This is a genomic window from Pseudomonas sp. B21-017, from assembly GCF_024749245.1.
Classification (GTDB): Bacteria; Pseudomonadota; Gammaproteobacteria; order Pseudomonadales; family Pseudomonadaceae; genus Aquipseudomonas.
This window is the reverse complement of the sequence record NZ_CP087194.1, coordinates 4,393,737-4,406,423: the sequence shown is the minus strand read 5'-3', so window position 1 is coordinate 4,406,423 and position 12,687 is coordinate 4,393,737. Positions and strand designations below refer to the sequence as shown.

General features: G+C 61.4%; 10 protein-coding genes. 5 read left to right on the top strand and 5 right to left on the bottom strand.

The window, feature by feature from the left end:
* Positions 1-27: 27 nt before the first annotated feature.
* Positions 28-468 carry a carboxymuconolactone decarboxylase family protein gene (locus tag LOY28_RS19945; RefSeq protein ID WP_018925362.1) on the top strand — a complete coding sequence of 147 codons (441 nt, stop codon included), beginning with the start codon at positions 28-30 and terminating at the stop codon, positions 466-468.
* 9 nt (positions 469-477) lie between these two features.
* Here LOY28_RS19945 and LOY28_RS19940 read toward each other — a convergent pair whose 3' ends face one another.
* Positions 478-2,070, bottom strand: coding sequence for a DHA2 family efflux MFS transporter permease subunit (locus tag LOY28_RS19940; protein ID WP_258612415.1), 1,593 nt, complete (start codon positions 2,068-2,070; stop codon positions 478-480).
* Positions 2,067-3,194, bottom strand: a complete 1,128-nt coding sequence (locus LOY28_RS19935; RefSeq protein ID WP_258612414.1) for an HlyD family secretion protein — start codon at positions 3,192-3,194, stop codon at positions 2,067-2,069. Before LOY28_RS19935 ends, LOY28_RS19940 begins: the two co-directional genes overlap by 4 nt.
* Before the next feature lie 171 nt (positions 3,195-3,365).
* Here LOY28_RS19935 and LOY28_RS19930 point away from each other — a divergent pair, with 171 nt between their 5' ends.
* The 3 genes from LOY28_RS19930 to LOY28_RS19920 all read left to right on the top strand — a co-directional run bounded on the left by LOY28_RS19930 (position 3,366) and on the right by LOY28_RS19920 (position 7,358).
* The gene (locus LOY28_RS19930) at positions 3,366-3,866 is read left to right on the top strand and encodes a sigma-70 family RNA polymerase sigma factor (protein WP_064619006.1); all 501 of its coding nucleotides are present in this window, start codon (positions 3,366-3,368) and stop codon (positions 3,864-3,866) included.
* Positions 3,863-4,837, top strand: a complete 975-nt coding sequence (locus LOY28_RS19925; RefSeq protein WP_258612413.1) for a FecR family protein — start codon at positions 3,863-3,865, stop codon at positions 4,835-4,837. The genes LOY28_RS19930 and LOY28_RS19925 overlap by 4 nt, the downstream gene beginning before the upstream one ends.
* 97 nt (positions 4,838-4,934) lie before the next feature.
* A complete protein-coding gene (locus LOY28_RS19920) occupies positions 4,935-7,358 on the top strand; it encodes a TonB-dependent receptor (protein ID WP_258612412.1) in 2,424 nt (807 codons plus the stop codon).
* A gap of 60 nt (positions 7,359-7,418) precedes the next feature.
* Here the strand turns inward: LOY28_RS19920 and LOY28_RS19915 are convergent, their stop codons facing one another.
* Both LOY28_RS19915 and LOY28_RS19910 read right to left on the bottom strand, forming a co-directional pair.
* Positions 7,419-8,945: a serine protease gene (locus LOY28_RS19915; RefSeq protein ID WP_258612411.1), complete on the bottom strand. Its 1,527-nt coding sequence runs from the start codon at positions 8,943-8,945 to the stop codon at positions 7,419-7,421.
* Positions 8,946-9,070: 125 nt separating this feature from the next.
* Positions 9,071-10,222, bottom strand: a complete 1,152-nt coding sequence (locus LOY28_RS19910; RefSeq protein ID WP_018925366.1) for an MFS transporter — start codon at positions 10,220-10,222, stop codon at positions 9,071-9,073.
* Positions 10,223-10,390: 168 nt separating this feature from the next.
* On the opposite strand from LOY28_RS19910, the gene LOY28_RS19905 reads away from it, so the two are divergent.
* A complete protein-coding gene (locus tag LOY28_RS19905) occupies positions 10,391-11,383 on the top strand; it encodes a diaminopimelate epimerase (RefSeq protein WP_258612410.1) in 993 nt (330 codons plus the stop codon).
* Between the two features lie 57 nt (positions 11,384-11,440).
* Here the strand turns inward: LOY28_RS19905 and codA are convergent, their stop codons facing one another.
* The gene (gene codA, locus LOY28_RS19900) at positions 11,441-12,685 is read right to left on the bottom strand and encodes a cytosine deaminase (protein WP_018925368.1); all 1,245 of its coding nucleotides are present in this window, start codon (positions 12,683-12,685) and stop codon (positions 11,441-11,443) included.
* Positions 12,686-12,687 lie beyond the last annotated feature (2 nt).

The window sequence follows — 12,687 nt, the reverse complement described above, 5'->3', positions numbered from 1 at the left end:
CAACACCCATTGTGATTGGAGCTCGCCATGCAAACCCGTATCGATTTCTACACTGCCTCCCCAGACGCCTTCAAAGCCATGATGGCCCTGGAAACCGCTGTCTCGAAACTGCCCCTGGAAAAGTCGCTGATCGAACTGGTCAAGCTGCGCGCCTCGCAGATCAACGGCTGCGCCTTCTGCATCGACATGCACACTGCCGATGCCATGAAGGACGGGGAAACGCCACGCCGGCTGTTCGCCGTGACCGCCTGGCGCGAGGCACCGTTTTTCACCAATCGCGAGCGCGCCGCACTGGCCTGGACCGAGTCCATGACCCAAGTGAGCCTGACCCACGCGCCGGACGAAGACTATGCGCTGCTCAGCGCCGAGTTCAGCCCCAAGGAAATGGTCGACCTGACGGTGGCGATTTCCACCATCAACAGCTGGAACCGCCTGGCCGTGGGGTTCCGCAAGATGCCTCAGGAGTAACAATCAGGCTCAATGAGCATCGGCACTCGGCGCGGCTGGTGGTTGTACCTTGCGCATCAGGGGCACCATCGCCGTGGCGAGAATGAAGCAGACCATGATCATCAGGAACGCGTCGCCGTAGGTTTGCGTCTGCGCTTCGCGATACGTCAGCAGCCACAGCTGACGCAGGCTGGCGGTGACGCCGATGTCACCGCTCTGGCCGAGGGCGGCGAAGTTATGGCCGACCTGGGACAGCCACTGATTGAGTGCTTCGTTGGTGCTGTTGAGGTTCTCCGCCAACCGGGTGAAGTGCAGGTTGGTGCGGTCATTGAGGATGGTCGCGCACGCGGCGATCCCCATCGCGCCGCCAAGGTTACGCATCAGGTTAAATAACCCCGAAGCATGTTTGAGCCGCGACGGTGCCAACCCGCCAAGGGTCAGGGTCACCGCCGGCGGCACCGCCAGTTGTTGCGCGATCCCGCGCAAGGCTTGCGGCAGTATCAATTCCCTGGCGCCCCAGTCGTGGGTGATCGGGCTGAAGTCCCACATCGACAGGGCGAACAGCCCAAGGCCGGTCATCATGATCCAGCGCAGGTCGATGCGATTGGCCAGAAAGGCGTACAGCGGAATCGCCATAATCTGGAACACCCCGGTGGAAAACACTGCCAGGCCAATGTCCAGCGCGCTGTAGCCGCGTACCCGGCCGAGAAACAGCGGCGTCAGGTAAATCGTCGCGAACAGGCCGATCCCGGTGACGAACGAAAAGAAACAACCGAGGGCGAAGTTGCGGTCTTTCAAGGCGCGCAGATCGACGATCGGGTTGGCCACGTACAAGGTTCGACCGATGAAGGCCAATCCGGCCAGGCCGCTGATCCACGCAGTGGTCAGAATCGTGCTGTCGCTGAACCAGTTCCAGCGCGGGCCTTCTTCGAGGGTGTATTCCAGGCAACCGAGAAACACCGCCATGAACAGCATGCTCAGGTAGTCGGCGCCTTTGAGCAGCGACAATTCCGGCTGGTCGATTTTCACCAGCATCGGCACTGCCACCGCGACGAAAATCCCCGGCACCAGGTTGATGTAGAACAGCCAGTGCCAGGACGAAATGTCAGTGATCCAGCCACCGATGACCGGCCCCAGCGTCGGTGCCAGCGATGCCACTGCGCCGATGGTTGCGGCGGCGATCACCCGTTGCTTGCCGGTGAAGAAAAAGAAGGCGGTGGTGAACACCAGCGGAATCATCGAGCCACCGAGAAACCCTTGCAGGGCGCGGAAGGCGATCATGCTCTGGATGTTCCAGGCCACACCGCAGAGCAGGCTGGCCAGGGTGAAGCCAATCGCCGAGGCGCAGAACAGCCAACGGGTCGAGAACACCCGGGACAACCAGCCCGACAGCGGAATCACGATGATTTCGGCGATCAGGTAACTGGTCTGCACCCAGGCGGTTTCGTCGGTGCCCGCCGAGAGCCCGCCGCCGATGTCACGCAGCGACGCCGAGACGATCTGGATATCCAGCAGCGCAATGAACATGCCGATGCACATCGTGGCGAAGGCGAACACCTTGGTCGCCGTCGCCATGTTGGCGGCGTTGAACGGTTGCGCGGGGGCGGCGAGGGCGCGGCTCATGGCGCGCTGGCCACGGTTGGGGTTTGCGCTTCAGGCTCGGCGCGGGTGTCCACTTCGGCCGTCACCGACAGGCCTGGACGCAGATGACCGAGTACGCCATCCGCCGGGTCGAGCAGGATCCGCACCGGCACCCGCTGGACGATTTTGGTGAAGTTACCGGTGGCGTTTTCCGGTGGCAGCACGCTGAACTGCGAACCGCTGGCCGGCGCGAGGCTGTCCAGATGCCCGTGGAACTCTCGCCCCTTGAGCACGTCGGCATGTACGATCACACGTTGGCCCGGCGTCATCCGCGCTAGCTGATCCTCCTTGAAATTGGCATCGACCCACAATCCGCTGGCCGGCACCAACGACAACAGTTGCGAACCGGCCTGGGCGTAAGCGCCGACCCGCGCCCGACGATTGCCGATCACGCCGTCGACGGGGGCTTTCAACTCGGTGTAGCCGACGTTCAACTGCGCCAGATCACGCTCGGCCCGCGCCTGTACCAATGCGGCACGGGCTTGTTGTTTCTGAGTTTCGATCACGTTCAACTGGCGTTGCGCGGCCAGCAGTTCGGCCTGGGCCCGGGCACTTTGCGCCTGGGCCGTCTTGAAGGTGGCGTCGGCACGTTGCGCGCTTTCCACCGAGACGGCATTGCTGCCCACCAGGCGTTTGTAGCGGGCATTGTCGTCCCGCGAGCGCGCGGTTTCGGCGCCCGCGGCATCGATGCCGGCGCGGGCCTGGCCGATCACCGCGTGTTGCAGTTGTTCGGTGGCGTCGAGGTTGGCGAGCAACGCTTCTTCAGCGGCCACCGCGCCTTCAGCCTTGGCCAGGTTGGCGCGATAGTCACGGGCGTCGATCCGGATCAGCACATCGCCGGCCTTGACCTTCTGGTTGTCGGTCACCAGCACTTCTTCGATATAGCCGGCGACTTTCGGGCCGATCACCGTGACGTCGCCACCAATGTAGGCATCGTCGGTTTCTTCGATGAAGCGCCCGGCAGTCCACCAATGGTTCGCGTACAGCCCGATGAACACCAGGGCTGCGATGGCTGTGGTCAGCAGCACCAGCCGTTTTAGCAGGGGAGGCTTGGGTGGGGGCGCTGCGACGGCAAGGTCGGGTTCAAGGCTGGGCATGCTGGTCATGGAGAAATACCTGTGGGAAACGAGGCGTTATTATGAGTGTAATATGACGCAGGTAATATTTTGTGGCAACGGGTTTTGGCTACCGGTCGTCTGGTGCTCCCAAGTGGAATCCATTGCCTCCGGTTAATAGGAAGCATTACTATTCGCACCTCATCCCTACAGCATGCCGCAATGACCCCCAAGCTGCCCCGCAGACCTGGCTTTTTCGAGCATTACGAAGAGTTGATCGGCACCTGGACCCGTCGCCTGAGAAATCGTCAGCAGGCCGAGGACCTGGCCCATGACACCTTCGTGCGGGTGCTCGAGTCCGATTCGGCGGCGGTGCAGCAACCTCGGGCGTATTTGCACCAGACCGCGCGCAACATAGCGGTGGATGGTTATCGGCGTGAGGATCGGCGGGGCGCCATGGAGTCGGAGGCGATCGATCACAGTGTGTCGTCGTCCGGCGACCCGGAGCATTTCATGCACGCGATCCAGTTGGCCGATTCCATCGAACGGGCGCTCACCGAGTTGCCGCTCAACTGCCGCAAAGTGTTCGTCTGGCAGAAGATCGAAGGCCTGACCCAGGCCGAAATCGCCGAGCGCCTGGGGCTGTCCAGGAACATGGTGGAAAAGTATATGATCCGCACCCTGCGGCATCTGCGTGATCGTCTAGACGGGGCACAGCCATGATGGATACTCGTGATTGTGCGTGCGGGCAAACAACGGTTCGCGACGACGCGGCGCGGTGGTTTGTGCGTTTGCAGGAACCTGCCGCCAGCGCCGAAGAGCAGCGCCGCTTCGAGAGCTGGCTGGACGAACACCCTCAGCATCGCAACGAATATCAGATACTCCAGAACCTGTGGGTGGCGGCCGATCGATTGCCGGCCAAGCGTCTGCACGCACTGTGTGAAACTCCGGTGGCGCGCAGTAAACGTCGTCCGCTGGTGCGTTACGCGGTGGCCGCCAGCGTGTTGGCGGTGGCGCTCGGCCTGGGGCTGTTCAGCGGCTTGAACCATCCGGCGACCTACACGGCTGAATATTCCACGGCCCTTGGCGAGCGTCGTCATGTGGCGTTGCCGGACGGTTCGGTGATTGATCTGAACAGCCGCAGCCGGGTGCAGGTGCGCTATGAAAAGGACCGTCGTGGCATCGAGTTGATGCAAGGCGAGGCGATGTTCAGCGTCGAGCACGACAGCAGTCGACCGTTTGTGGTCGAGGCGGGCAGCGGCAGGGTCACGGTCACCGGCACCCGGTTCGATGTGCGCCGCGACAGCGCCGAAACCCGGGTCGCGGTGGAGCAGGGCACGGTCAGGGTTCAAGGGGGTGGCGATGATTTCGTCAGCCTCACCGCCGGCTTCGGCACTCGCATCAATGCCCAGGGCAAGGTGGCCACCGCCTATATGGTCAACCCTGCGGAACTGACCGCATGGCGCAGCGGCAAACTGGTGTTCAACAACGCCAGCCTCAGCGAAGTGGCCGAAGAAGTGTCGCGTTATCGGGAGAAACCGCTGACAGTCGGCAGCGCCAACGTGGGCAACCTGCGCCTGACCAGCGTGTTCAAATCCGACAACACCGATGCGCTGCTCAAGGCCTTTCCGAGCATTCTGCCGGTGGCCATCCGCACCCTTGATGACGGCAGCCAGGAAATAATTTCCCGATAGATTCAGGTTTTTTTCGAGTTCTTCGTCTTCTTGTCCAACTGCAACTGGTTTGCATTAACAGACGCACACTCTTGCGATCCACAGGACAACGTTCGACGTGAAGAAAACCACCGCTAAAAATAACAAGTCATCCTGGCTGCCCCTCGCGCTCGCCCTGGCGGTCAGCTCGGCGCTGCCTCAGGCATTCGCCGCCGATGCCATTCATATTCAGGCGCAGCCATTGGGCCAGGCCTTGAGTCAGCTGGGCCAGCAAACCTCGCTGCAGGTTTTTTTCAGCCCGGAACTGGTGGCCGGCAAACAGGCTCCGGCAGTGGACGGCAACCTCTCGCCGGAACAGGCCTTGCGCCAATTGCTGCAAGGCAGCGGTCTGCAATACCAGATCGATGAGGGTTCGGTCACGCTGATGCCGGCACCGAATTCCGCCTCAAATGGCCCGCTGGAACTGGGCGTGACCGACATCAAGGTGGTGGGTGACTGGCTCGGTGACGCCGATGCCGCCGTGGTGCAAAACCATCCCGGCGCGCGCACGGTGATCCGCCGTGAAGCGATGGTCGAGCAGGGCGCCATGAATGTCGGCGACGTATTGCGGCGTGTTCCCGGCGTGCAAGTGCAGGACGCCAACGGCACTGGCGGCAGCGACATCTCCCTGAACGTCGGTGTGCGCGGCCTGACTTCGCGCCTGTCGCCACGCTCCACCGTACTGATCGACGGTGTGCCGGCTGCCTTCGCCCCTTACGGCCAGCCACAGCTGTCGATGGCGCCGATTTCCTCCGGCAACCTCGACAGCATCGACGTGGTGCGCGGCGCCGGTTCCGTGCGTTACGGGCCGCAGAACGTCGGTGGCGTGATCAACTTCGTTACCCGCGCGATCCCGGAGAAAGCCACCGGTGAAATCGGCACCACCCTGGAAACCACCCAGCGCGGTGGCTGGAAACACATCGACACCGCGTTTCTTGGTGGCACCGCCGATAACGGCATGGGCGTGGCGCTGTTGTATTCCGGGGTGAACGGCAACGGTTATCGCAAAAGCAACAACGGCAATGACATCGACGACGTGATCCTCAAGACTCACTGGGCGCCCACCGATCAGGACGATTTCAGCCTCAACTTCCATTACTACGACGCCAGCGCCGACATGCCCGGCGGCCTGACGCAGAAGCAGTACGACGCCGATCCGTTCCAGTCCGACCGCGACCATGACAACTTCAGCGGCCGCCGCAAGGACGTGTCGTTCAAATGGGCGCGACAGATCGATGACCGTACCCAGGCCGAAGTGCTGACCTACTATTCCGACAGCTTCCGTGGCAGCACCATCGCCGCGCGCGACCAGAAAACCCTCAGCTCTTATCCACGCACTTACTACACCTTCGGCATCGAACCGCGGGTGTCCCATGTGTTCGACCTGGGCCCGACCACGCAGGAAGCCAGCGTCGGTTATCGCTATCTGAAAGAAGGCATGAACGAAGAGTCGAGCCGTCTGGCGCTGGTGAACAATCAGCCGGTGGTCAGCAAAACGTCCGATGGCCATGTGTTCCAGGACCGCACCGGTGGCACCGAGGCCCACGCCGTTTACATCGATGACAAGATCGACGTCGGCAACTGGACCGTGACCCCCGGCATCCGTTTTGAAAGCATCAGCACCGAATGGCACGACAGGCCGGTGCTCGACACCGCCGGCAAACGCGTGCAGGAAAAACGCCGCAGCATCGACAGCAACGAACCGCTGCCGGCCTTGAGCGTGATGTATCACTTGTCTGACGCCTGGAAACTGTTCGCCAACTACGAAACCTCATTCGGCAGCCTGCAATATTTCCAGCTCGGCCAGGGTGGCTCGGGTGACAACACCGCCAATGGCTTGAGCCCGGAAAAAGCCAAGACCTACGAGCTCGGTACGCGCTACAACGATGACGTGTGGGGCGGGGAAGTGACGCTGTTCTACATCGACTTCGATGACGAACTGCAATACATCAGCAACGACGTGGGCTGGACCAACCTCGGCGCGACCAAGCACCAGGGCCTTGAAGCGTCGGTGCATTACGACCTGTCGGCGCTCAACCCGATGCTCGATGGCCTGACCGCCAACGCCGGTTTCACCTACACCCGCGCCACGTATGAAGGCGAGATCCCGGGCTTCAAGGGCCGTGATCTGCCGTTCTACTCGCGTCAGGTGGCCACCGCCGGGCTGCGTTACGACATCAACCGCTGGACCTACAACCTCGATGCCTTTGCCCAGTCCAGGCAGCGTTCACCGGGGACCGGAGTGAATGCCGATGGCAGCTTCAGCGGCAACTACATCACCGAAGGTTCCGCAGACGGGCAGTACGGTGACATTCCGGGTTACGTGACCTGGAACGTGCGCGGTGGTTATGACTTCGGTTCGCAGTTGTCGAACCTGAAAGTCGGCGCCGGGGTGAAAAACATCTTCGACAAGCAGTATTTCACCCGTTCCAGCGACAACAACTCGGGGATGTACGTCGGTGCGCCACGCACGTTCTTTGTGCAGGCCAGCGTCGGATTCTGATGAGTGACTGGTCGGCAATTCCGGGTTGCCGATCAGCTTCTGATAGGTGTCGACACAGGCTTACGGGGCGGCGTCTGGCAGTCGGAAGTCGATGACGGGCGAAGGATTACCTGCCATGTCCACGGTCTTGAGGCAGATTTTTTTCTCGCCGTCGCTCGTGTCCACTTCAAAATCCAGCAGTGGCGGCCTGACCTGCTTATATCCCTCAGCTTGTTGGCAATCAATCGTGGCCGATGTACCGATCTTGTATTGATGCCCTGCTACATCCAGATCGGGCGTGACCTGAGAAGGCGCTACAGAATAGACGCCCTCTCCTCTATTCGTGATGTTGAATACTGGCGCCATTTGAGCGGGTTCTGCCAATACCCACCGCCAAAAAATCCTGGCGTTTCGCGCATCCCATTTTCCGGGTGGTCCCGCCTGATGGTTTTGCCCCATCACGCACAAGAAATACAGCCCTGGTCCTTGGCGCAGTTCATAGCGTAACTCGCTCTCGCCGCCTGAGTCAGTGGTACGCACCTCACTGTAATCCCTGATATCTGCACAATTTTCGGCAGTGCGCGTGTACTTGAAGCGAAAGAAGGGTTGGTTGCTCGAAAAACGATGCTCCCACAACAACGGCAGGTAGTTCCCTTGTTCATCTCGGGGCTGTTTGAGGAAGTGATCGCCATACTTCGAGCCGAATTCCGACACGGGCCCCAGTACACAGGGCTCGCGGTCCCCAACGAAGCGCCCCCCTCTAAAACAGGTATCCAGGCCATTGGCGGGCGTCGAGTAATTGGTGTCTTGCGCTTTATTGGGCATGCCTTCGATGACTTCGCAAGGTGCGCTGATACTGCATCGCGATCGCCCGCTGTCGCGCGTGGTGGTGCCAATCACCGCGACGATTTCGTTGGTGTAGCGATTCAGGAGTGGAGAGCCAGAGATTCCATTGATGACCCCCAGGCATCGATTGCTGATTTGATCCACCCAAACCCACCCGGCTTCGAGAATTCCTGCGCGGTGTTCCTGCGGACATGCCGAACGCTGGATAAAATCATCGACAGCGGCGCCAACCACCAGCGTATCGGTGCCTTCGGTCAGGGCATGGCTCGCAACTTTCAAGGGCTGGATGCCATCGTTCATCACTTGGCCGAGGGTGCGATCGAGTACCAGCAGCGCAATGTCCTGGCCACGCAGGGTGCTCCAGGCGATTCTGGTGACGGGATAGTTTTTTTGTTGTGGCGTCGTGTCCCGGAAAAAATTGAAGGTAGCCTGTCCGGACGCAGGCTCGTTCACGATAAATCGACCGACATTACCTTTTGCACAATGACCTGAGGTGAGCACATACGCTGGGCCGCTGCGATCATCGTTTGCTCCACGGGTATCGATCAGGCTGCCGCTGCAGATCCGGCCTTCATCAACCTTGACCCTGGCGATGGACTGCCAATGGTTGTATCGCCCGTCGGCATTGGACAAGAGACGTGCCGGTGCGAAATTTTCAATACCTTCGCCCCAGTCATGTTGGGCAAGCGGCGATTTGCTGCAACCGTTCGCGCCCATCAGCAGCAACAAAACCAGCAGAACCTTGAGGTTGAACGTGTTCATGAGGAGCTCACCCGCCTGGGATATTCAACTCATGGTCGATGCGCAGCCAAAACGTGTCTACTGTCAGAACTGATAGTAAAGCGGCGAAAAATACGACCTCCTGTCGTTTTTCGTGCTGCTGAGCATTAGACCTTCAGCACTTTCCCTCCAATCGCCACCGCCACCAGCAGGCCCCCCATTAGACCGAACGCGAAGCTCAGGCTGCTGCCATGAGCCACAAAACCGATCACCGCCGGTCCCGCCAGAATCCCGGCATAACCCAGGGTCGTGATGGCCGGCACCGCGATGCTTTGCGGCATCACCGTCTGCTTGCCCACGGCGGTGTACAGCACTGGCACGATGTTCGAACAACCGGCACCGAGCAGCGCATAACCGAGCAGCGCGGCTTGCCATCCCGGTGCGAAGGTCGCCAGAAACAATCCTGCCGCAGCCATCAGTCCGCCGAACAGAATCACCCGCGTGGCGCCCAGGTGCCGGACAATCGCGTCACCGGTCAATCGCCCGGCGGTCATGGTCAGCGCAAATGCCGCATAACCCAGCCCGGCATACGCGGTGTCGATCCCGCGTTCCTGCGCCAGGAACACCGCGCTCCAGTCGAGTGCCGCACCTTCAGCCAGGAATACGATGAAGCACATCCCGCCGATAAACAGCACGATGCCATGGGGCACGGCAAATGCCGGGCCGGAGCTTTCACTGCCGTAAGGCAACAGGTGCGGCGCGGCTTTAAGCAATGCCAGCACCAGCACCACGATCACCACGCACATCGCCCCCAGCGGCGAAAAACCCAGACCGAGCAGGCCGCTGACACCCGCCGCGCCAACGATCCCGCCGAGGCTGAACAGCCCATGAAAACCCGACATCATGGTCTTGCCGCTGGCCCGCTCGACGATCACCGCTTGCAGGTTCACCGTCGAATCCACCGTGCCCAGGCCGGCGCCGAACATGAACAATGCCGCGATCAACGCCGGAATCGAGGATACCGTCGCCAACAGTGGCAGCGCCGCGCAGATCAACAAGGTGCCGCCGCTCAACACCCGACGGCAGCCGAAACGCGTCGCCAGAATCCCGGCCATGGGCATCGCCAGAATCGAACCCACCCCCAGACACAACAGCAACAGCCCGAGGGTGCCTTCATCCAGCCCGGCCCGCGCCTTGGCGTAAGGCACCAGCGGCGCCCAGGCCGCGATGCCGAAACCGGCGATGAAGAAGGCGATGCGCGTGGACATCTGTTCCAGACGTCCGGGGACGAAGGTGGCTTGGGTGTTGAGGTTGGTCATATCGATCCTTGGCAAAAAACGTCGCGTCCCAAAGGACAGTGAACAACCGCAAAGGGTTCGATCACCACGTTCAGGCGGGGGCAGCAGTCACGCAGAGTGACATCCTTGCACAGCCAGCCGTTGTTTCGCGATATTGTCGACGCATCAATTGTTCATAGGGGGGGCGCCATGACGCGGATGTACGATGCTCGAGGCAATATCTACGCGGTGGTGGCGCCTGACGCCCTGCGCGATAGCGGTATCGAGCTGCCTGAACAGGCCAGCCAGGCGGCGCAAACCCGTGAGGCCTGGGCGTTGTCGGCCATCGAGGCATTCTGCGGCTGGGCTCCCGGGACACAACCGCCCGGCAGCAAGGCGCATCGTTGCGATGGCTTGCTGGTGGGGCCGTTTCAATCTTCGCCGCCGTTTGACCTGCTGATCGTCAACACCGACGGCAGCCTGGCCGAGCGCAGTGGCAATGGCCTGACGATTTTTTCCCAGGCCCTGAGTGAACAAGGGCTGATGCCGAGGGAGGAGGCTTGCCTGCTCAGGGTTCATCACGACAAGCGCGATGCGCTCTCGCCAGTGGCGACTTCGGTGAACCCCGCCGAAATCGATGGCGTGCAAGGGTTCTGGCTGGACTTGGGGCAGCCTTCGTTCGGGCCTGAAGCGGTGGGTGCGCAAGGGGTCGAAACCGTGGTGTTGAACGGGCGTGATGTCAGTCACGTGCGGCCATTGTCGACGCTCGACCCAGCCTGGAACCGCAGCCAGTTCGTGCGCATCGGTAACCCCCATTGTGTGACGTTAGTGACAGGCGCCGATGCGTTGCCGAGCAACGCACAAATGCGCGAGCCGGAGTTGTCTGGAGGGTTGACCCGCATCGCTTACGCCACGCCGACCGGGGCGGGGCAGCCGTGTGCGGCCGGGGTGAACCTGCAATGGGCTATGCTTGAATCCGAAGGGCGAATCGTTGCGCGGGTGTTCGAGCGTGGCGAAGGGCCGACCGCGTCGTCGGGTACCAGCGCCAGTGCGGTGGCGTGCGCGGCGTGGCGAGTGGGTTGGGTGGCGGCGGGGGAAGTGCAAGTGGTCATGCCCGGCGGCACGGCGCCGATTCTGCTGGAAGAACGGGAGGGCGAATTGAGTCGGGTCAGGTTGTTTGGGACGGCGCGGTTGATGGGGTGATTTTGAGACCGTCATCGCGAGCCTGCTCGCGATGACGCCCGAACGGTCAGCGAAGATTCAGAGCCGATCCGCCCACTCAACCACCGGCATCTGTCGCTTCATCAACACCTTGCCCCCGCGAATCGAATACAGCGGCAGACCCTGGCTGCGGATCACCTCGTAATCGCTGTCCGCCGACAGAATCAGCAGATTCGCCGGCCGGCCCCGTTCCAGACCATAGCGATCGCCCAGGTTCATCGCCTTGGCACTGTTGTCCGTGACCAGGTCCAGCGCACTCTGCAAATTGCGATAACCGAGCATGTGGCAGATGTGCAAACCGGCCTCGAGCACCCGCAGGATGTTGCCATTGCCCAGCGGATACCACGGGTCGACGATCGAGTCCTGACCGAAACACACGTTCATCCCCGCTTCGAGCAACTCATTCACGCGAGTCACGCCACGGCGTTTCGGGAAGTTGTCGAAGCGGCCTTGCAGGTGAATGCTTTCGGTGGGGCAAGAAACAAAACTGATCCCCGAGTGCCCGAGCAAGCGAAACAGTTTCGCGCAGTAAGCGTTGTCGTAGGAGCCCATCGCCGTGGTGTGGCTGGCGGTGACGCGCGAACCCATGTCGCGGCTGCGGGCCTCTTCGGCCAGCACTTCAAGGAAGCGTGAGTGCGGGTCGTCGGTTTCGTCGCAATGCACGTCCACCAGACAGCCCGTGCGTTCGGCCAGGTCCATCAGGAACTTCACCGAGCTTACGCCCTGGTCCCGGGTGTATTCGAAATGCGGAATGCCGCCGACCACATCGGCGCCCAGGCGGATCGCTTCTTCCATCAGCTCGCGCCCGTTGCGGTACGACTCGATGCCTTCCTGGGGGAACGCGACGATTTGCAAGTCGATCAGGTGGTGGCTTTCCTCGCGGACTTCGAGCATCGCCTTGAGCGCGATCAGTTCCGGGTCGGTGACATCGACGTGGGTGCGCACGTGCTGAATGCCGTGGGCGGCGAGGGTCTGGATGGTTTTTTTGGCGCGGGTCTTGGTGTCTTCCTGAGTGATGGTGGCCTTGCGCTCGCCCCAGCACTCGATACCTTCGAACAGCGTACCGCTCATGTTCCAGCGCGGTTCGCCGGCAGTCAGGGTGGCATCGAGGTGAATGTGCGGTTCGACGAAGGGCGGCACCACCAGATTACCGCCGGCGTCCAGGTCATCCGGCCCCAGTGACGGGGCTTCGGTTTGCCGGGCGATGCTGTGAATCAGGCCGTTTTCCAGGTGCAACTCATGCAGGCCTTCTTGGTTGCGCAGGCGGGCGTTGATGATATGCATCA

Coding starts and splice junctions, on each gene's coding strand:
- LOY28_RS19925 (WP_258612413.1), top strand. CDS start 3,863: ATGATGGATACTCGTGATTGTGCGTGCGGGCAAACAACGGTTCGCGAC.
- LOY28_RS19935 (WP_258612414.1), bottom strand. CDS start 3,194: ATGACCAGCATGCCCAGCCTTGAACCCGACCTTGCCGTCGCAGCGCCC.
- LOY28_RS19910 (WP_018925366.1), bottom strand. CDS start 10,222: ATGACCAACCTCAACACCCAAGCCACCTTCGTCCCCGGACGTCTGGAA.
- LOY28_RS19940 (WP_258612415.1), bottom strand. CDS start 2,070: ATGAGCCGCGCCCTCGCCGCCCCCGCGCAACCGTTCAACGCCGCCAAC.
- LOY28_RS19915 (WP_258612411.1), bottom strand. CDS start 8,945: ATGAACACGTTCAACCTCAAGGTTCTGCTGGTTTTGTTGCTGCTGATG.
- LOY28_RS19930 (WP_064619006.1), top strand. CDS start 3,366: ATGACCCCCAAGCTGCCCCGCAGACCTGGCTTTTTCGAGCATTACGAA.
- LOY28_RS19945 (WP_018925362.1), top strand. CDS start 28: ATGCAAACCCGTATCGATTTCTACACTGCCTCCCCAGACGCCTTCAAA.
- codA (WP_018925368.1), bottom strand. CDS start 12,685: ATGCATATCATCAACGCCCGCCTGCGCAACCAAGAAGGCCTGCATGAG.
- LOY28_RS19905 (WP_258612410.1), top strand. CDS start 10,391: ATGACGCGGATGTACGATGCTCGAGGCAATATCTACGCGGTGGTGGCG.